Annotated in this window: 13 protein-coding genes; 4 read left to right on the forward strand and 9 right to left on the reverse strand. The window is 67.7% G+C overall.

From position 1 onward, the window contains the following. Positions 1-53 precede the first annotated feature (53 nt). The 7 genes from CFREN_RS01060 to CFREN_RS01090 all read right to left on the reverse strand — a co-directional run bounded on the left by CFREN_RS01060 (position 54) and on the right by CFREN_RS01090 (position 8,283). Positions 54-440 carry a DUF2304 domain-containing protein gene (locus tag CFREN_RS01060; RefSeq protein WP_209654304.1) on the reverse strand — a complete coding sequence of 129 codons (387 nt, stop codon included), beginning with the start codon at positions 438-440 and terminating at the stop codon, positions 54-56. Next, positions 437-1,162, reverse strand: a complete 726-nt coding sequence (gene ppgS, locus CFREN_RS01065) for a polyprenyl-phospho-N-acetylgalactosaminyl synthase PpgS (RefSeq protein ID WP_224371122.1) — start codon at positions 1,160-1,162, stop codon at positions 437-439. Before ppgS ends, CFREN_RS01060 begins: the two co-directional genes overlap by 4 nt. A 33-nt stretch (positions 1,163-1,195) precedes the next feature. Further along, a complete protein-coding gene (locus CFREN_RS01070; RefSeq protein WP_224371124.1) occupies positions 1,196-2,062 on the reverse strand; it encodes a glycosyltransferase in 867 nt (288 codons plus the stop codon). 9 nt (positions 2,063-2,071) lie between these two features. Next, a complete protein-coding gene (locus CFREN_RS01075) occupies positions 2,072-3,457 on the reverse strand; it encodes a polysaccharide biosynthesis protein (protein WP_246580159.1) in 1,386 nt (461 codons plus the stop codon). Next, positions 3,454-4,857 (reverse strand): M1 family metallopeptidase, encoded by a 1,404-nt coding sequence (locus tag CFREN_RS01080; protein ID WP_209654823.1) that lies wholly within the window; start codon positions 4,855-4,857, stop codon positions 3,454-3,456. The genes CFREN_RS01075 and CFREN_RS01080 overlap by 4 nt, the downstream gene beginning before the upstream one ends. Further along, positions 4,857-7,040: a prolyl oligopeptidase family serine peptidase gene (locus tag CFREN_RS01085; RefSeq protein ID WP_209654301.1), complete on the reverse strand. Its 2,184-nt coding sequence runs from the start codon at positions 7,038-7,040 to the stop codon at positions 4,857-4,859. The genes CFREN_RS01080 and CFREN_RS01085 overlap by 1 nt, the downstream gene beginning before the upstream one ends. Before the next feature lie 130 nt (positions 7,041-7,170). Next, complete coding sequence (locus CFREN_RS01090; protein WP_209654299.1) at positions 7,171-8,283, reverse strand: alpha/beta hydrolase; 1,113 nt, start codon at positions 8,281-8,283, stop codon at positions 7,171-7,173. A 646-nt stretch (positions 8,284-8,929) separates the two neighbouring features. Here CFREN_RS01090 and lpdA point away from each other — a divergent pair. Next, the gene (gene lpdA / locus CFREN_RS01095; RefSeq protein WP_209654297.1) at positions 8,930-10,345 is read left to right on the forward strand and encodes a dihydrolipoyl dehydrogenase; all 1,416 of its coding nucleotides are present in this window, start codon (positions 8,930-8,932) and stop codon (positions 10,343-10,345) included. Between the two features lie 348 nt (positions 10,346-10,693). On the opposite strand, the gene ramB is transcribed toward lpdA, so the two are convergent. Together ramB and aceA are read right to left on the reverse strand one after the other, a co-directional pair. Then, positions 10,694-12,115, reverse strand: coding sequence for an acetate metabolism transcriptional regulator RamB (ramB, locus tag CFREN_RS01100; RefSeq protein ID WP_070520940.1), 1,422 nt, complete (start codon positions 12,113-12,115; stop codon positions 10,694-10,696). A gap of 294 nt (positions 12,116-12,409) precedes the next feature. Further along, entirely contained in the window at positions 12,410-13,705 is a 1,296-nt protein-coding gene (gene aceA, locus CFREN_RS01105; RefSeq protein ID WP_070520938.1) for an isocitrate lyase, read from the reverse strand. Positions 13,706-14,543: 838 nt separating this feature from the next. Here aceA and CFREN_RS01110 point away from each other — a divergent pair. The 3 genes from CFREN_RS01110 (at position 14,544) to CFREN_RS01120 (ending at position 20,369) form a co-directional block, all read left to right on the forward strand. Next, a complete protein-coding gene (locus CFREN_RS01110; protein WP_209654295.1) occupies positions 14,544-16,751 on the forward strand; it encodes a malate synthase G in 2,208 nt (735 codons plus the stop codon). 271 nt (positions 16,752-17,022) lie between these two features. Further along, a complete protein-coding gene (locus CFREN_RS01115) occupies positions 17,023-17,775 on the forward strand; it encodes an HAD family hydrolase (RefSeq protein ID WP_209654293.1) in 753 nt (250 codons plus the stop codon). 197 nt (positions 17,776-17,972) lie between these two features. Next, positions 17,973-20,369: a glycoside hydrolase family 65 protein gene (locus CFREN_RS01120; RefSeq protein ID WP_244979881.1), complete on the forward strand. Its 2,397-nt coding sequence runs from the start codon at positions 17,973-17,975 to the stop codon at positions 20,367-20,369. Positions 20,370-20,541: the final 172 nt, after the last annotated feature.

Raw genomic sequence — 20,541 nt, forward strand, 5'->3', positions numbered from 1 at the left:
CAGGGCGGTCGACGCCCACGCCGAACCGGGTCGTCGTCACGCGAAAAACGGGCCTACGCCTCCCGCGACGGCACCGTCCCCGTGGCACCGGGCATCGGATCCCGCGGAGCCACCGCCGTCTGCAGCGCGACGGCGCGGGCGAGCCGGGCATAGCGCAACTCCTGCTCGCGGAACCGGATGTACGAACTCACCGTCGTGAACACGAACGCCAGCACCAGCATGTACAGCAGCAGATCCGTGCCGCGGGACACGCCCACCCAGTTCGCCACCACGGTGAGGTCATCGGGCCGCACGATCGCCCACACGCACGCCGCGAGGAACACGAGGAACCCCAGCTTCACGCCGGCTTTCGCCCGCGCCTTCCGCCGGTTGGCCACGAAATACCAGACCAGGGCGACCATCGCCGCCAGCAGCAGAACCTGGATGATCGTCGCGGTCACGGGAGCCTCCTGGCGATGAGCGAGTCGGAGAGGATGTTGACGCCGTTGAACAGCGACTGGCCCTTCGACATCGAATATTCGGTGTACAGGATGTCGACGGGCTGCTCGGCCACGCGCCACCCCAACTCGTCCATGAGGTTGACGAACTCGGAGGCGTGGCTCATGCCGTTCATGCGCAGGTTCGTCTCCATCGCGACCTTGCGGTTGAAGGCGCGCAGCCCGTTGTGCGCGTCGGTCAGGCCCAGGCGGCGGGTCCGCGGCGACAGGGCGACGACGGTTTTCAGCACGATGCGCTTGATCAGCGGCACCTGGTCGTCGTCGGACTTCGGCCGCCCGAACCGCGTGCCGACGATGATGTCGACGGGTTCTTCGCGCAGCCGCCGCACCATGGCCACGACGTCCTTGACCTGGTGTTGGCCGTCGGCGTCGAAGGTGACGAAGTACTTCGCGCCGGCCTGGGCCCGTGCGTATTCGATGCCGGTCTGGATCGCCGCGCCCTGGCCGAGGTTGACCGGGTGGTTGACCAGGTGCGCGCCGGCGGCGTGGATTTCGGCGGCCGAGTCGTCGCGGGAGCCGTCGTTGACGGCGACGATGTTGGGGAAGGTTTGGAGGGCGTTTTCCAGCACGCCGCGGATGACGGTGGCTTCGTTGTAGCAGGGGACGATGAGCCAGGTGTCCGAAAAATCGGTCCCGTCATCGTTGGGGGCTGTGCTGTGATCCATGATGGTGCCCATCGTAGTGCCGGGAAACGGTTTTCAGCGACGGCTCGCGCGGCGGTGGAACAGTGCGCGGTAGGTGCGCCGGAGCAGGCCGGTGGGCAGCAGCCGGAAGGCGGAGCGGGCGGCGAAGTTGAACGCGGCGCGCGGCCTCGACACCAGGCCCAGTTCCACCAGCGTCGCCTGCATGCGCCTTTCGGCGGCGACGATGCCGTCCGACCGCCGCCGGTCGAGCATTCCGGTGGTGCGGAAGCGGGTCAGCGGCCGGGGCAGGTTCACGAAGCGTGCGCCGTCGGCGAGCAGCCGCGCCCACAGGTCGTAGTCCTCCATGTACGGCGCATCGCGGTAGCCGCCGACCTTCTTCACGCGGGCGGTGCGGTACATGACGGAGGGGTTGTTGATCGGCGAGTTCATCCGCGCGTACGCCGCGATCTCGTCGTGCGTTTCGGGCAGCGCGCGGATGCCGGTGATCTCGCCGCCGAGGTCGTCGTCGAATTCGGCCATCGCGGTGCCGATGACGTCCGGTGCCGGGCCCGTGCTTGACGACGGGTCGGCGTGGCCGTCGGCGACCCGGAGTTGTTCCTCGAACCGGGTGGGTTCGGCGATGTCGTCGGCGTCGAGACGGGCGCACCACTCTTCGTCGATGAGGTCGAGGCCGCTTTGCGACGCCGGGCCGGACCCGCGGTTTTCGGGCTGCGGTCGGTAGTCGAGTTCGGGGTGGGCGGCGCGGTGGCGTTCGATGACGGCGTCGAGGCCCGGGGTCAGGGGGCCGTCGCCGATGAGCACGACCCGGCCGGCGGGCACGGTTTGGGCCCACAGGGAGTCCAGGGCCTCGTCGAGATGTCGTTGGTCGACGCGGTGGTAGACGGTCATCAACACTGCGAGGTCGGTGCGGGGGGCGTTCACGCCTTCACCTTAGGTTTGCGCGGGCGGCGGAGTGGGGGAGGACTGCGGCGGCGCGCCGGGGACCGGGCCGATGCCTCCGGCTGCGTCGTCGGCGGCGTCGGCGGCGACGGTGGCGACGACGGTGGCCTTGTCCGCCGGATCCTCGGGGGCGACGGCCCTGAGCACCAACAGGTGGAGGACGACGCCGAGGGTCGGGCCGACGACCAGGGCCAGCACGCTGCGCAGTTCCAAAGTGCCCGGGCCGAAGAGCACCGCCGTGGCGACGATCGTCGCCAGCAGCCAGCCCGCCAAGTACGCCCGGTGACGGCCGACGGCGAGGGTGACCGCGCCGGTGACCATGAGCACCGCGGTGAACGTCGCACCCAGCGTCAACCCGGCGAGCGTGCGGCCGGGCACGAAATAGTCGGGCTTCAAGATGACCTCGAGGATCCACGGCCCGATCAGCCACGCCAGCGCCGAACCGAACACGCCGAAGGCGAACAGGGCGCCCAACGGCTTGGCCAGAGCGGCGAGCGGCCCGCCCGTGGAGCGGACGAAGTGGACGATGATGGCGTTCTGGAACTTTTCCAGGGGCATGAGCAACGGCGCGCGGGTCAACGTCACCGCGTAGGCGATGCCCGCGGCGGTGACCGCGCCCAGCACCCCGGTGCCATGATCGGCGCTGATCTTCACCAGCGTGGGGAACCCGGTCACCAGCACCGCCGACGCACCGGCCGCCCCCATCGCGGTGATCATCAACGGTACGAAACGCCGCACGGGCACGTCGGCGCGCGACGCCATCGCCCGCCGCGTCGCCGGCGACACCGCCGCCAACAACAGCCAACTGACCGTGCCGATCACCGTGATCCACAGCCACGCGACGAGACCCCACCCGAACCACCAGGCCAGCACGGCCGGCACGACGCGGGTGACGATGTCCAGGATGATCAGCGCCGCATACTGCCCCCACAACCGCGCACCAGACAACACGCCGGACACCGCCGCCTGCATGGCGTACATGGCCAAACCACCGGCCATGAGCAGCACCGCCGACACGTGCGCGTCATCGACGACCAGGCCGACCCACAACGGCCCCGACGCCGCGAACAACACGAACGTCACCGCGGCCACCCCGGCGGCCACGACCATCGGCCGCGCCCGCACCACCCGCCCGGCGTCTCCCGGGACGGGGCCGGAGGACCCGTGCGACGGGCCGTCGTCACGCGCGGCCGCCGCCCCCACCGCCCGCGTGGTCTCCTGCATCAGGCCGCCGAGCACCCCCGTCATGGCGAAGAACAGGCCCCAATAGGCGACGAACTGCAAATTGACGTCCGTGCCCAACCCCCACGCCGACAAAAACAGGATGGCGAAACTGCCGACGGCGGCGACGAGAGTCGCCAGGGTCAACCACTTCACGGGCGCGCCGCCGGATCCACGGGAAACTCGGGCAGTTCCGTCTTGTTCACCCACGCATCGAAAATCGCGTCGAGGTGCGACGTGGTGATGCCCCGCTCCCGGCACATGCGGTTGGCCAGCGCCCGGAAATCGACCGCATCGACCACCGAATGCCGGTTCGTCGTCGCCCACGTGCGCACGAACTCGAAGAACACCTCGTCGCCGAACAACAACCGCAGCGCATGCACCGTGATGGCACCGCGCTTGTACAGGCGGTCGTCGAACATGTCGACCGGACCCGGGTCCGCGATGCGCAGGTCCTGGGGCTTGTCGACGAGCTCGTCGTAATGCTTCTTCGCGGACTCCTCCGCCGTCGGGCCGCCGTTGGCCTCCGCCCAAATCCACTCGGAATAACAGGCGAAACCCTCGTTGAGCCAGATGTCGCGCCACTGCGACAGACCCACCGAATTGCCGAACCACTGGTGCGACAGTTCATGGGCGATCAACCGGTTCCACGTGTCCTTGCCGTCGGCGTGATTGGCGCCGAAGATCGACAGCCCCTGGGCCTCCAGGGGAATCTCGAGATTGTCCTCGACGATGACCACCCGGTAATCCGGGAACGGGTACTCGCCGAACCGGTCGACGAAAAGCTCCAGCATCTTGCCCTGATCGCGGAAGTCATGTTTGACCCGCTGCACCAGATGCGCCGGCGCGTAGGCGATGACCGGCGCCACCGAACACGGCAGCTCCACCCGCGAGTACTGGCCGATCTGGATGGTGACCAGGTAGGACGCGATCGGCTCGGCGGAGGAAAACGTCCAGCGACGGCGCGAACCGCCGGCCTTCTGCGGCGGCGACGGACGGCCCGTGGCCACCACCGTGTACGGGGCGTCACAGGTCACGGCGATGTCGTAGCGCGCCTTCGTCTCCGGGTCATCGTCGCACGGGAACCAGCTGGCCGCGCCGATCGGCTGCGAGGCGATGAGCGACCCGTTGGTCAGCTCCTCCCAGCCCAGCTCACCCCACTTCGACTTCACCGGGCCCGGATTGCCCGAGTACCGCACCGTCAGATTGAGGGTCTCCTCCGGCTCGAGCATCCGGTCGAACGTCACGCGCAGCTTCCGGCCCGACTGCCGCCACCGGGCGACGTCGACGTCCGAGTTGCGCACGTCGGTGTCCGCGTCGACGGAATCGACGCCGAGGACGTCGGCGAAATCGAGCGTCAGCCCCTCGATGTACGCGTTGACCTCGATGTGCAGCACGGCCGTCGCCTTGAGTCGGTTGGGGCCGACGCGGTAGTCGAGGTCCAGGTCGTAATGGTCGACGCGGAAACCGAGGTTGAACGGGATGCCGGTGTAATCGTTGGTCGGTCGCACGTCCCTCACTGTAAACGGGAGGCGGAACCGGGGCCGCCACGGCATCATCCCAGCGTCCTCCACAACCAGGAATGGATCAGCGCCTCCATGTGCGCGACCTGGGCGTTGTCGGCGGCGCCGGCGTGGCCGCCCTCGGTGTTCTCGTGGTAGTCGACGGGCTGTCCGGCCTCGCGCAGCAGCCACGCCAGGCTGCGGGCGTGGGCGGGATGGACGCGGTCGTCGCGAGTCGACGTGGTCACCAACGCCGGGGGATAGGGGCGGTCGTCGCGCCGGGCGATGCGCTGCACCGGCGACCACTCGCGGATCGCGGCGCCCTCGGTCCCGTCGTCGGGGTCCCCGTACTCGGCCATCCACGACGCGCCCGCCGACAGTCGGTGGTAGCGCAGCATGTCGGCCAGCGGCACCTGGCTGACCACCGCGCCGACCCGCTCCGGATACGACGTCAGGGCCACGGCCGACAGCAGGCCGCCGTTGGATCCGCCCCGGATGGCCAGGGTGTCCGGCGTCGCGTAGCTGCGGGCGACGATGTCCTCCAGCACGGCGCGGTGATCTTCGTAGACTTTCCCGCGGTTGAGCTTCACCGCCGACGAATGCCACTCCGGCCCGAACTCGCCGCCGCCGCGCAGGTTCGCCTCCACGGACAGTCCGCCGCGGGCGAGCCAGCCCATGCCGCGCGTCGCCGAGTAGCCCGGCACGAGCGACACCTCGAAACCGCCGTAGGCGTGGACGAGGGTGGGGCGCGGCCCGGCCGCCCCGCCCGCCGCGTCGTCGGCATCGCCCTCGAAGTCCGACCCGGCCGAGTCGCCGCCACCACGCCCCTCACGCCCGGGGTGCCCGTCGTCAAGCAGTCCGGTGATGCGGTACGGAATTTTCGTGCCGTCGGCGGACGTCGCCCAGTGCAGACGGGTGGACATGCCGGTGGCGTCGAAGAAGGAGGGGGCGCGCCGGGCGACCCGCGGGGGCTCGTCGGCGCCGGACCGCGTCAGCCATAGCGTCGCCGGCTCCAGCGTCGACGATCCCGCCAGCCACAGTTCATCGTCGCGCGTGGGCGAGGTGCCCACCACCGACACCGACGCCGACTCCGGCAGCCCCGGGATCGTCCCCTCGGCCCAGTCGCCGATGGACAAGGGGACCAGTCGAGTGGCCACGTCGTGGAGCAGCGTCAGCACCAGGTGGTTCTTCGTCCACGCCACCGACTGCAGCGACGTGTGCGCGTCGGGGGTGAACAAGGTGCGGCAGTCGCGGTTGCCGCCGAGCCATTCGTCGACGACCGCGACGGCGAGGCCGCCGGCCGGGACGCCGTTGAAGTCGGTGCGGGGCATGAGCAGCAGGTATTCGCGATGCACGCTCACACGGCAATCATCGGGAACCTCAATGATTTGCAGGCCCCCATCAGTTCGGATGAAGCGCCGGGACCGGTAGAAATCGATCGCCCGCTCCACGAACAACCGCTCGAACCCCTCGGTCGCGTCGAACCACCCGCCGACGGCGACGTCGTCGTCATGCCCGGAAAAGATCAGCTCCGCCTCGTCCAACGCCGTGCCGCGCCGCCATGAAAACACCTGCTTCGGATACCCCGACGCCGTCAGACTGTCCGGCCCCATGTCGGTGCCCACGAGAATTTCGTCGCGGCCGACCCACGACACGTCCGACTTCGCCTCCGGCAGCTCGAACGGCGACTCCGCCACGAACTCGAGGGTTTCCAGGTCGAACTCGCGGACCACCGACGCGTCGGCGCCGCCCCGCGACAGATGCACCAGGGCGCGGTCGTAGTCCGGGTACCGGCACTGCGCGCCCTTCCACACCCAGTTCTCGCTTTCCGACGACGCCAACGCATCGACGTCGATCAGAACCTCCCACTCGGGCTCGCCGGACAGAAACGACTCCAACGACGTGCGCCGCCACAGCCCCCGCGGATGCTCGCCGTCGCGCCAGAAGTTGTACAGGTGCTCGCCGCGCCGGATGGGGTAGGGGATCCGGGCATCGGTGTCCAACGCGGCGAGAATGTCCCGCTCCAGCTCATCGCGGGACGAATCGCCGTCGAAAAGCGACTCCGTTTCCCCGGTGCGCGCCCGGGCCCACTCCAGCGCACGCTCGCCCTCGATGTCGTCGAGCCACTCGGGCACGCCGTCGGTCGGCAGGAAACGCGCGGCGAAGGCGCCGGCGCCGCCATCGGAGTCGGCGCCCGAGCCGTCGTCGGGGCTGGGGTCGGCAAAGGAAAACACCATGACCCGAATGTAGGTCATCCGCCCGCAGCCACCGGAGGAACCGAACGAAAAAATGCCCCGGCGGATGTCCACCGGGGCCCGAAGCGCACGGTCGCGCGCGACGACCACCTGGTCGCCGCCTCATCGCCGCCTAGTTGTACAGCACCTTGGAGAACAGGACATCCCAGGAGTCGTGCAGGTCATCCTGCCAGTAGCCCCACGAGTGGGTGCCGGCGTTGCCCAGATCCCAGTGCGCCTCGATGCCCAGCGAATCCAGCTTCGCCTTGAACACGTTGGTGCAGAAGTTCGTGCCGCCCTCGATGGCCGACCCCGTGGTGCGCTGCGCGATCAGCTGCATCTCGTCGTCGACGTTCGGGTGCGCGGTGGTGTCCCACTCGCCCCACAGGCCGGTGCCGTTGGAAATGTACATCTGCTGGCCGACCAGCTTCTCGGCGTTGACCAGCGGATCGTTGTACGTCCAGACGTCGCCCGGACGCGGGCCCCACATCTGCTCGCCGGTCAGTCCCTTGCGGTCGAGGACCAGCTGGATCGCCTGCGCGCCGATTTCGTCGGAGGTCTGGGCGCAACCCGAGAAGGAACCGATGCCGTCGTACAGGTCGGGGCTGTGCTGCGCGAAGTTGAGCACCGACGTCGCCGACATCGACATGCCGATGATGCCGCGCTTGCCGTTGCCGCCGATCTGCGCCTCCAGGGCCTCCGGCAGCTCCTTGGTCAGGAAGGTCTCCCAGGTCTGCTTGCCCACCGGGGTGTGTTCGTCCACCCAGTCGGTGTAGTAGGAGAACTCGCCGGACTGGACGATGACGACGTTGACGTCCTTGTCGGAGAAGAAATCGATGATGTCGGTCTGGTACAGCCAGGACGCCTTGCCCTCGCCGCCGTCGGCACCGTTGAGGACGTACAGCGTCGGGCGCGGCGCGTAGATCGCGTCGCCCTCCAGGCCCTTCGGGTGGATCCACACCAGCGGCACCGCACGGTCCATGGACACCGAACCCGCCCAGACTTCCTTGACGTTGTCGTGGCCGCGGATCAGGTCGCGCCAGTGCGGGTTGGCCTTCTCCAGCTCGCCGATGGCGACCGGGGCCGGGGTGACGCCCGCAGCGTCGGCGATCGGGGTGGCCACCGGGTTCGCGGCCGGCTGCTCGGCCGCCGGCTGGGCCAGGGACGCCGGGGCCATGGCGACGGGCGCCAGGGCGACCATCGCGGCGGCGGTCGCCGACATGAGGCGGGTGCGGGTCTTCTTCATCGTGAGCTCCATGAGGCCGGGCGGCCTGATCGAATGCCGTGCGAAAGCTGCGCGCCGAATCGGCGGCGGCTTAGGCGAGGCTGTGGTGCGTAAATCACATGGCAGGTTACCCCAGGGCGGGTCGATGCGAAACCCGGCGAGCGCAGGTGGATCGGCCTTTTCCCACACGTGGCGGGGGTCACATGATTTGGAATCCCGGTTGTGAACTGGTGTTACGCGTGTGAAAATTGCGACTAGAGTGATTTGGGGTTGGTGGTGAAGAGGTTCGCCGGGGGCACCCGCCCTCCCGGCAATCACCCCGGTTCCGCCCCGTCTTCGCGACACAACCCGCCGAATCCCCGTACAACATCCCTCCCGAAAAGGACCGTCATGCTGCCCCACGAATCCTTCCTCATCGACCTGTTCGAGACCCTCGGCATCAACGTGAACGGTGGGTCGTCGTCGATCGCCGACATCCTCATCGCCCTCGGCATCTTCTAGATCCCGTTCGCCTGGGTCCGTCGCCGCCTCGGCATCCGTCAGGTTCCGTTCGGCGTCCCCGGGATCTCCCAGACCCCACTCGCCAGGATCCCGTTCGACGCCCGATCCGCCCCCGCGCGCTTCCACCGGGATGACTGTCGCCACGACCGCGCGTACCCTTGTCTTCGTGGCTGAACATTATGATCTCGTTGTCCTCGGCGCCGGTCCCGGCGGATACGTCGCCGCCATCCGCGCCTCCCAGCTCGGCTTGAAGGTCGCCGTCGTCGAAAAGCAGTACTGGGGCGGTGTCTGCCTCAACGTGGGCTGCATCCCCTCCAAGTCGCTGTTGAAGAACGCCGAGGTGGCGCACATCTTCAACCACCAGGCCAAGACCTTCGGCATCTCCGGCGACGTCTCCTTCGACTTCGGCGCTGCGCACGACCGCTCCCGCAAGGTGTCCGCGGGCATCGTCAAGGGCGTCCACTACCTGATGAAGAAGAACAAGATCGACGAGGTCGACGGCTGGGGCGAATTCAAGGACGCCAACACCATCGTCGTCACCGACGGCAAGGACGAGGGCACCGAGCTCACGTTCGACAATGCCATCATCGCGACCGGCTCCGTCGTCCGCTCCCTGCCGGGCGTCGAACTCGGCGGCAACATCGTCTCCTACGAGGAGCAGATCCTCTCCGCCGACCTGCCCGACTCGATGGTCATCGTCGGCGCCGGCGCCATCGGCATGGAGTTCGCCTACGTCCTGGCCAACTACGGCGTCGACGTCACCATCGTCGAGTTCATGGACCGCGTCCTGCCGAACGAGGACGAAGACGTCTCCAAGGTCATCGCCAAGGAATACAAGAAGCTCGGCGTCAAGCTCATGACCGGCCACAAGACCACCTCGATCGTCGACAACGGCGACTCCGTCGAGGTCAAGGTCGAGGCCAAGGACGGCGGCGACGAGCAGACCCTGACCGTCGACCGCGTCCTGGTCTCCATCGGTTTCGCGCCGCGCACCGAGGGCATCGGCCTGGACAAGGCGGGCGTCGAGCTCGGCGAGCGCGGCGAGATCACCATCGACGACTACATGCGCACCAGCGTCGACCACATCTACGCCATCGGCGACGTCACCATGAAGCTGCAGCTGGCGCACGTGGCGGAGACCATGGGCGTCATCGCCGCCGAGCACATGGCCGGCCATGAGACGGACGTCATCGAGGACTACCTCAACATGCCGCGCGCGACGTTCTGCAACCCGCAGGTCGCCTCCTTCGGCAAGACCGAGGCGCAGGCGAAGAAGTGGGCGGAGGAGAACGACCGCGAGATCACCGTCTCCACCTTCCCGTTCTCCGCCAACGGCAAGGCGCAGGGCCTGGCGGAGGCCACCGGCTTCGTCAAGCTCGTCGCCGACGCCGAGTACGGCGAGCTGCTGGGCGGCCACATGGTCGGCGCCAACGTCTCCGAGCTCATGCCGGAGCTGGTGCTGGCCCAGAAGTACGAGCTGACCTCCGAGGAGATCGGCCGCGCCACCCACATCCACCCGACCATGTCCGAGGCGATGAAGGAAGCCGCCGAGGGGCTGATGGGCAAGATGATCAACCTCTAGTCCGGATCTTTTCCGGCGTCGGCGCCGGGTCGCGGGTGTTCCCCGTGGCCCGGCGCTCGGCTTTTCGACGGTCGTGTCCCGCCGAACCGGCGCGTCCCGCTGACCACCCCTCCGCCAAACCACGGGGTCCAAACTGCGGGGTCGGTCATTTTTCGGCGCTAAACCACGGGGGCGATACGGACCCCGTGTTTTAGACCCCGTGGTTTGGGTGAAGTGGTTTGGGTGAAGTGGTTCGGACCCCGTGGTTTGGGTGCGCGACGGGCCGACGGTCAGTAGGCGCGCGGCGGTCCGACGGTCAGTAGGCGCGCGGCGGTCCGACGGTCAGTAGGGCGCGCGACCGGCCGGCCGTCAGTAGGGCGCGACCGAAGATCGGTGCGCGTTGACGTCGATCGCACGGTGAATCGGCGGGAACGCACGCTGTGGGCAATCGTCGCGGCTGCACACGCGACAACCCGCCCCAATCGGCGTCGCCGCCTTCTCGTCGTTGATGTCCAGGCCCTCCGAATAGACGGTGCGGTGAGCGTGCCGGGCCTCGCAGCCCAAACCGATCGCGAACGTCTTGCCCGGCTGGTTGTACCGGGCGGTGTGATGCTCCACGGTGCGCGAAATCCACAGGTAAGAGCGTCCATCCGGCATCACCGCCACCTGCCGCATGATCTTGCCCGGGTACGAGAACGTCTCATAGACGTTCCACAGCGGGCACGTGCCACCCGAATTGGTGAAGTGGAACCCCGTCGCCGACTGCCGCTTCGACATGTTGCCGGCGCGGTCCACCCGCACGAACGTGAACGGGATGCCCCGCAGGCTCGGTCGCTGCATCGTGGACAGGCGGTGACAGATGGTCTCGTAGCCGACGCCCGCGTGTCGAGCAAGAAACTCGATGTCGTACCGGTTCGCTTCGGCCAGCGCATGGAACTTCTCGTACGGCAGGATCAACGCCCCCGCGTAATACGTGGCCACGCCGCGCAACGCCAACGCCCGCGAATCGCTGGACGTGAAGTGCCCCTCGGAGACCTCCTCCCGGATCAGATCGCCGCACTCGAAGTAACCGAGTTCCGTGGCCATGCGGAACGCCCGCTGACCGGCGGACAGCCCGCGGGCCAAATCCAGCTCGCCGGTGTCTGGGTCGAAATGGTGCTGGGTGTTGCCCATGTCGGAGCGAGTGCGGATTTTCACCCCGTGCTCGTCCCGCAGCCGACGGGCGAGAATCTCCTCGACGTCCCTGTCGTCGTCGGTCGTGCCCAACTCCCTGGCCAGGCTCTCCGCAGCCAAATCAACCGAGTCGATGTAGTTCTGCCGCGAGTAGAAGTAGTCGCGCACTTCCTCGTGAGGCATGGTCAACGCCCGCGACGCCGCCCCGGGCGAATCCCCGTGGAAATTCCGGTCGTCCGTGGCCAGCGACAACTTGTCCGTGACGTTGCGGTACCGACGGTGCACATGCACCATCGCGCGGGCGATCTCCGGGTGATTGCGCACCATGTCGGAAATCTCCTGCAGATCCACGGGGGCGGGGCAGACTTCCTTGTCCAGAACCACGTCCTGGACCTCCGCGAGCAATCGGGAATCGTCGTCGCGGGAAAAGAACGTCGCATCGACGCCGAAGGTCTCGGTGATCTTCAACAACACCGGCACGGTCAACGGACGGACGTCGTGCTCGATCTGGTTCACGTAGCTGGCGGACAACCCCAGCGCCTGTGCCAGCGCCGCCTGACTCATGTCCCTCTCCCGACGCAGCTGCCGGAGCCGGGAACCCACATACGTCTTGGCCATGAATCAAGGTTAGCAGCGCTGGCAAAATCGGAACCTCAATCGGTTAACTCTGCCAAGTAATGTTCTGGGCAGGCGGACAGTGCGCCGTCTGGCTCGAAGTGCTTCGGCCTTGGGCGGGATTCGCCGGGCGTGCGGCCGGCCCGCCGCCATCGTTCCAAGTCGCCTAAACACGGAAAAACCGCCCAGGAAAACCTGGGCGGTTGTTCACGATGGCCACGCGGCGACCCGATCAGGGCCGCCACGCCGTTCCAAGCGTTTCAGTGGCCCGTCGTCAAGCAACGGGAACCGAAAGGCTTACTTGAACTGGCCCTCCTCGGTGGAGCCCTTCAGGGCGGTGGTGGAGGAGTTCGGGTCGACGGTGGTGGCGATGCGGTCGAAGTAGCCGGCGCCGACCTCGCGCTGGTGCTTGACGGCGGTGAAGCCACGCTCCTCGGCGGCCTTGAACTCGCGGTTCTGCAGGTCGACGAAGGCGGTCATCTGCTCGCGGGCGTAGCCGTACGCCAGGTCGAACATGCCGTAGTTCAGGGCGTGGAAGCCGGCCAGGGTGATGAACTGGAACTTGAAGCCCATCTTGCCCAGCTCGTTCTGGAACTTGGCGATCTCGTCGGCCTCGAGGTGCGCCGACCAGTTGAAGGACGGGGAGCAGTTGTAGGCCAGGAGCTGGTCCGGGTACTCGGCCTTGACGGCCTCGGCGAACTGCTTGGCCAGCTCGAGGTCCGGGGTGCCGGTCTCCATCCAGATCATGTCGGCGTACGGAGCGTAGGACTTGGCGCGCGCGATGCAGGGCTCGATGCCGTTCTTGACGCGGTAGTAGCCCTCGGCGGTGCGGTCGCCCTCGATGAACTTCTGGTCGCGCTCGTCGACGTCGGAGGTGATCAGGGTGGCCGCCTCGGCGTCGGTGCGCGCGATGATGACGGTCGGGGTGTTGGCGACGTCGGCCGCGAGGCGAGCCGAGGTCAGGGTGCGGATGTGCTGCTGGGTCGGGATCAGCACCTTGCCGCCGAGGTGGCCGCACTTCTTCTCGGAGGCCAGCTGGTCCTCCCAGTGGGTGCCGGCGGCGCCGGCCTGGATCATGGCCTTCTGCAGCTCGTAGACGTTCAGCGCGCCACCGAAGCCGGCCTCGCCGTCGGCGACGATCGGCAGCAGCCAGTTGTCGACCGAGGTGTCGCCCTCGATGCGGGCGATCTCGTCGGCGCGCAGCAGGGCGTTGTTGATGCGGCGGACGACGGCCGGCACGGAGTTGGCCGGGTACAGCGACTGGTCCGGGTAGGTGTGGCCGGCGAGGTTGGCGTCACCGGCGACCTGCCAACCGGAAAGGTAGACGGCCTTCAGGCCGGCGCGGGCCTGCTGCACGGCCATGTTGCCGGTCAGGGCGCCCAGGGCGTTGATGTAGGAGTCGTCGTCGACGTTGACGCCCTCCCAGAGGATCTCGGCACCACGGCGAGCGAGGGTGTTCTCCTCGACGACGGTGCCCTGGAGCTCCGCCACCTGCTCGGCGGTGTACTCGCGCTTGATGCCCTTCCAGCGGGGGTTCTCGTCCCAATCCTTCTGGATTTCCTGGGCGGTACGGGCCTTGCCGACGTTCGACATATCCGGGTCACTTCCTTAAGTAACGTCTGGGATCCGGAACCGTCCGCGACGCTCGATGCAGGGCGAGGCTTTCGGCATCCGGGATTGCGAGTGCACGACGGAAACGGTCGTCTCCCGGTGGAGTGCGCGATCGGGCGGAGAAAACACCCAATGTGCGGCCTGGACGACTGCCCGCTTTCGCGTGCCTTGATACCCATCATGGGGTAATTCGCCCGTTCCGTCAAGGAAAGGGGGTTGCGAATTTCAGTGGGTTTTTCCGGCGAACCTGCAAATGTTGCAAAGCGCGGGATGTGGCGCCCGTCACCGACTTAACCGCAGGTAGGTGCCCATGGGAGTGTGACGAACCACGTCGGGCATGGCAAAGGGGTGAAGGTCACCCCCCGCTTTGGGGTGGCGGGCCCTCGGGTGCCGCCATGGCCCGCCTTCTTCGCGGTGCTTCCCGTCATGCAACGGGGAACGGCGTTCGGGGGTGATCCGGTCGCGGAAAAGACCCCATGGTCAGGGCCCATTCCCGAAACCCGAACGGGTGGATCGTCGATTCGATCGCCATCACCGGCCCCCGACCCCTCGTGGTCTCCGCGTATGCGTGAATCCGCGTGGCGCTTCGGCCATCCGACCGCATACAACGGTGCCGCGCGAGACGCGCATCACATATGGTTGTTGCATCGCCAGCGGAAGGCGGACCGACGCAGCGGCTCAAGCCGACCAGGCGCCCGAAAGGCGACCACGTCGGCCCGTCGTCAAGCGAGACCCCGTCATCCCGACGGCCACACTTTCGCGACGCGCCCGCACAGGGCGTGCGGCGAGCGTGACAACGAACCCTGAATTTAGGAGAGCAATGACTGAGCGCATCACCGCCGGCGGCCTGCAGGTCGCCAAGGTCCTCTACGACTTCGTCAACGACACCGCCCTTCCCGCCGCCGGCATCGAAGACAAGGACGCCTTCTGGCAGGGCTTCGGCGACATCGTCGAGAAGTTCACCCCGCGCAACGTCGAGCTGCTGGCCAAGCGCGACGAGCTGCAGGCCAAGCTCGACGATTACTACCGCGAGAACCCGGGCCAGCAGGACATGGACTCCTACGTCGCCTTCCTGAAGGAGATCGGCTACCTCGTCGAGGACCCGGGCGAGTTCCAGGTGACCACCGCCAACGTGGACGCCGAGATCACCTCCACCGCCGGCCCGCAGCTGGTCGTGCCCGTGCTCAACGCCCGCTTCGCCATCAACGCCGCCAACGCCCGCTGGGGCTCCCTCTACGACGCCCTCTACGGCACCAACGCCATCCCCGAGGACGGCGGCGCCGAGAAGGACACCCCCGGTTACAACAAGGTCCGCGGCGATCGCGTCATCGCCTGGGGGCGCGACTTCCTGGACAAGGCCGTCCCGCTGCTCGAGGGCAGCCACGCGGACGTGACCTCCTACGACATCGTCGACGGCCGCCTGCTGGCCACCATCGACGGCAACCAGGTCGGCCTGCGCGAGCCCGAGGTCCTCGTCGGCTACACCGGCGACGTCGCCAACCCGGACTCCATCTACCTCAAGCACAACGGCCTGCACATCCAGATCCTCATCGACGCAGAGTCGGCCGTCGGCAAGACCGACAAGGCCGGCGTCAAGGACATCGTCCTGGAGGCCGCGGTCACCAACATCATGGACCTCGAGGACTCCGTCGCCGCCGTCGACGCCGCCGACAAGACCCTCGGCTACACCAACTGGCTGGGCCTCAACGTCGGTGACCTGAAGGTCGAGTTCGAGCGCAAGGGCAAGACCCTGACCCGCGAGATCAACGACGACCGCACCTACACCGACCTCGAGGGCAACGAGCAGAAGCTGCACGGCCGCTCGCTCAACCTCGTCCGCAACGTCGGCCACCTGATGCAGAACCCCGCCATCCTCGACCGCAACGGCGAGGAGATCTACGAGGGCATCATGGACGCGGTCATCACCCCGATCTGCGCCATCCCCGGCCTGGACCAGGACAACGCCCGCAAGAACTCCCGCACCGGCTCGATCTACATCGTGAAGCCGAAGCAGCACGGCCCGGAGGAGTCCGCCTTCACCAACGAGCTGTTCGCCGCCGTCGAGGACCTCCTCGGCCTGGAGCGCAACACCATGAAGGTCGGCCTCATGGACGAGGAGCGCCGCACCTCGGTGAACCTCGACGCCGCCATCAAGGAGGTCTCCGAGCGCGTGGTGTTCATCAACACCGGCTTCATGGACCGCACCGGCGACGAGATCCACACCTCCATCCAGGCGGGCCCGATGTTCCGCAAGGCCGTCCAGAAGACCGCCCCGTGGATGCTGGCCTACGAGGACAACAACGTCGACGCCGGCCTGGCGCACGGCCTGCAGGGCAAGGCGCAGATCGGCAAGGGCATGTGGGCCATGACCGAGCAGATGGCCGAGCTGCTGGAGCAGAAGATCGGCCAGCCGAAGCAGGGTGCTTCCACCGCGTGGGTCCCGTCCCCGACCGGCGGCGTCCTCCACGCCACCCACTACCACGAGGTGGACGTGTTCGAGGTCCAGGACAAGCTGCTCACCGACGGCCGCCGCGACACCCGCGAGGACCTGCTGACCATCCCGGTCGCCGCCGCGAAGGCCGGTGACCCGGGCGCCGACTGGTCCGACGAGGAGAAGCAGAACGAGCTGGACAACAACTGCCAGTCGATCCTCGGCTACGTCATCCGCTGGGTCGAGCAGGGCGTCGGCTGCTCCAAGGTTCCGGACATCAACGACGTCGACCTGATGGAGGACCGCGCCACGCTGCGCATCTCCTCGCAGACCCTGGCGAACTGGCTGCTGCACGGCGTCGTGTCGGAGGAGCAGATCATCGACTCGCTGCAGCGCATGGCCGAGGTCGTCGACCGTCAGAACGAGGGTGATGACGCCTACCTGCCGATGGCCACGGACTTCGAGAAGTCCATCGGTTTCCAGGCCGCCAAGGAGCTGATCCTCAAGGGCACCGAGCAGCCGTCGGGCTACACCGAGCCGATCCTGCACCGCGCCCGCCTGGAGTTCAAGAAGCGCGAGGGCATCGACCAGGACTAGTCCCCGCTAATCTCCGTCGGCCTTCGGGCCTTCGGGTCGGCGCGACCGGCCCGGCCCCGGCCCGATCGTGGCTTCCGGCGCCCCCGCCCCACCCGCATCTTCGCGGCGTGGGGCGGGGGCGTTTCGCGTGCTCGGGTAACGATTCGGCGGCGAATTCGCAGAGCCCTCCCGCCCGCGTCGCGTGGTGGCCGTCAGCCGCTAGGCTGGTGAACCGAATGACACGCCCGCAGCCGGTGGCGTGTCGACCGCGACACCACGAGGAGACCGTCACATGGGAGCCCACCAGTCCGGCGTGACCGACCCCGCGCGATTCGGGGCGGTGCTGTTCGACTTGGACGGGGTGCTCACCCCGACCGCCGACATTCATGAGCGGGCGTGGGGCGACATGTTCCGCGCCTTTTTCGAGGAGCACGGCGCCGAGCCCTACACGGACGCCGACTACTTCGAGCATCTCGACGGCCGTCGCCGCGACGAGGGGATCCGGGCGATGCTCGCGTCGCGCGGCATGTCGCTTGACGACGGTTCGCCTTCCGACACCGAGGCCGACGACACCGTCACCGGTCTGGGGCTGCGGAAGAACGCGGATTTCCTGCGCAGGGTCGAAGCGGGCGTGGTGCCCTACGAGGGGTCGGCGAAGTTCCTCGAGCACCTCGAGGCCGTCGCGGCGGGGGAGGGGAAGGGTTTCCCGAAGCTGGCGGTGGTCAGCTCGTCGCGCAACGCCCGCCCGGTGCTTCGGGCCGCGGGGCTGCTGGAGCGCTTCGAGGTCATCGTCGACGGCAACGTCGCCCATGACCTCGGGCTCGACGGCAAGCCCGCCCCGGCGACGTACCTGTACGCCGCCGAGCAGCTGGGCGTGCCGGCCGCCGAGGCGGTCGTCGTCGAGGACGCGATCTCCGGCGTGCAGTCCGGGTCGGCCGGCGACTTCGGGCTGGTCGTCGGCGTCGATCGCGGTGCCGGCCACGATGCGCTGCTCGCCGGCGGCGCCGATGAGGTGGTCGACGATCTCGCGGAGCTGATCCGATGAGCCACGACGACAAGACGAAGGACTCCGCCACGATCACGGCGGACGCGATCGACGCGGCGGTCGGCGCGAACACCGGCTCGTCGCAAAGCGAAACGACGCCGAGGAGCCGGGCCTCCGAGGAACGCCGCCGCCGACGCCGCGAATTCGAACCCACCCGCGCCGACATCCACCACCACCTCGTCGACGCCGAGGGCCTGATGGACCGCGACATCACCCCCGTCGACGAATGGCGCCTGATCGAAACCAAGCCCGGCGGCATGCCGCTGGGCGTGTCCGAGACCCTGTTCGCCCTGTCCAACGGCTACATCGGCATGCGCGCCAACCCGCCCGAGGGACGCGACTCCGCCGAACACGGCACGTTCATCAACGGCCTGCACGAAACCTGGCACATCCGCCACGCCGAAGATGCCTACGGCCTTGCGCGCGCGGGGCAGTCGATCATCAACGCCCCCGACTCCAAGGCGATGCGCCTGTACATCGACGACGAACCGCTGCGCCTGGGCAACGCCGAAGTCCACGACTACGAACGCTCCCTCGACTTCCGCGACGGCCTGCTGCGCCGCCGCTTCAACTGGCGCACCCCGGGCGGCAAGCAGGTCCGCGTCACCAGCGACCGCATGGTCAGCTTCCAGGAAAAGCACGTCGCCGTCATGTCGCTCGAAGTCGAACTGCTCGACTCCGACGCCGCCGTGGTCATCAACTCGCAGATCCTCAACCGCCAGGACGGCGAGGACGAATACCACGACGCCGCCGCCGCCCAGGGTTCCGAACTCGACCCCCGCCGCGCCGAAACGCTGGAGGACCGGGTCCTCAACCCGACGTTCCAGGCCGAGGGCGAGGAGCGGTCCACCCTGGCGTTCCGCTGCGCCCGGTCCGGCATGACGGTCGCCTGCGCGATGGACCACCGGTTCACCATCACCACCCCCGACGGCAGCGACCCATACCTGGAAATCGACCAGCGCACCGAACAGGACTCCGCGCAGATCCTGTACCACGTCAACGCGCCGAAGGGCTCGATCATCCGGCTCGAGAAGTTCGTCTCGTACCACTCGTCGCGCCACGTCCGCGGCGAGGAGCTGGCCTTCCGCTGCGCCCGCACCCTCAACCGCGTGCGCCGCATCGGCCTGCGCACCCTGCAGGAAAACCAGCAGGAATGGCTCGAACGGTTCTGGGAACGCTCCGACGTCGTCGTGCACAACCAGCCGGAGATCCAGCAGGCCGTGCGCTGGAACATCTGGCAGCTGGTGCAGGCGTCGGCCCGCGCGGAAATCCAGGGCATCCCGGCCAAGGGCATGACCGGCACCGGCTACGGCGGCCACTACTTCTGGGACACGGAGATCTACGTCCTCCCGTTCCTGTCGTACACGTCGCCGGCGTTCGCCAGGAATGCGCTGCGGTTCCGCTGGGACATGCTCGACGCCGCCTGGGAACGCGCCGACGAGCTCGCCCACGACGGCGCCCTGTTCCCGTGGCGCACCATCAACGGCCTGGAGTCCTCCGCCTACTACGCGGCCGGTACGGCGCAGTACCACATTGACGCGGACATCGTGTACGCGCTGATGAAGTACGTCTACGCCACCGGCGACGTCGAGTTCCTGCTGCGCGAGGGCACCGACCTGCTGTTGTCGACGGCGCGGTTCTGGATGTCGCTGGGCTTCTTCGACCCCGATCGCGCGGAGTTCCAGATCCACTCGGTGACGGGCCCCGACGAGTACAACACGGTGGTGAACAACAACCTGTACACCAACGTGATGGCGCAATATAACCTCACCGCCGCCGCCGACGTGCTCCGCCAGATGATGACCGAGCGCCCGGAGGCCTTCCGCGAGATCTGCCACCGCTACAACCTGGAGGTGTCGGAGATCGAGGAGTGGGAGGAAGCCGCGGCCAAGATGTACATCCCGTTCAACGAACGGCTCGGCATCCACCCCCAGGACGACCAGTTCCTGCTGCGCAAGCGCTGGAACCTCGACGACCCGGAGGTCGGGCCGAAGCGTCCGCTGCTGCTGCACTACCATCCGCTGACCATTTACCGGCACCAGATCATCAAGCAGGCCGACGTCGTGCTGGCCCTGTTCCTCATGGGCGACAAGTTCACCCAGGAGGAAAAGCGCGCCGACTACGACTACTACGACCCGTTGACGACGGGCGACTCGTCGCTGTCGGCGGTCGTGCAGTCGATCGTGGCGGCGGAGCTGGGCTACGGCGACAAGGCCATCGATTTCTTCATCCGCGGCCTGTACGTCGACTTGGCGAACCTGCACGGCAACGCGGCCGACGGAGTCCACGTCGCGTCGGCGGGTGGCGTGTGGCAGTCGCTGGTGTACGGCTTCGGCGGTTTCCGCGACTACGACGGGGAGTTCAGCATCGATCCGCGGCTCCCCGACGAGTGGGACGGCCTGACCTACCGCGTCACCATCCACGGTTGCCGCATGCGGGTGACGGTCCGCCGTCGCACGGTGGAGGTCGTCGTGGAGGATGGCGAGCACGCGCTCGGCCCGATCAACATCGCCGGCCATGAGGTGATCGTGGGGCATGAGCCGCTGACCATCGTCGTGGGCGAACGCGAGGAGCACGAGCCGGCGAAAGCGTAGGGGACGTCCGGTGCGAAAAGGTTTCTAAATAGCACCATCGACGTCGAAAAGCCAGCCCTAGGCGGGCGGAATCCGGGATTCCGCCCGCTTTTTGCTTTACGACGGCCCGCGTGCCCGATACCGGGTGTGAATGGTGGGGAATTATGCGCGGAAAACCTGCGAAAATCCACAA

The sequence above is a fragment of the Corynebacterium freneyi genome (assembly GCF_030408835.1).
Classification (GTDB): Bacteria; Actinomycetota; Actinomycetes; order Mycobacteriales; family Mycobacteriaceae; genus Corynebacterium; species Corynebacterium freneyi.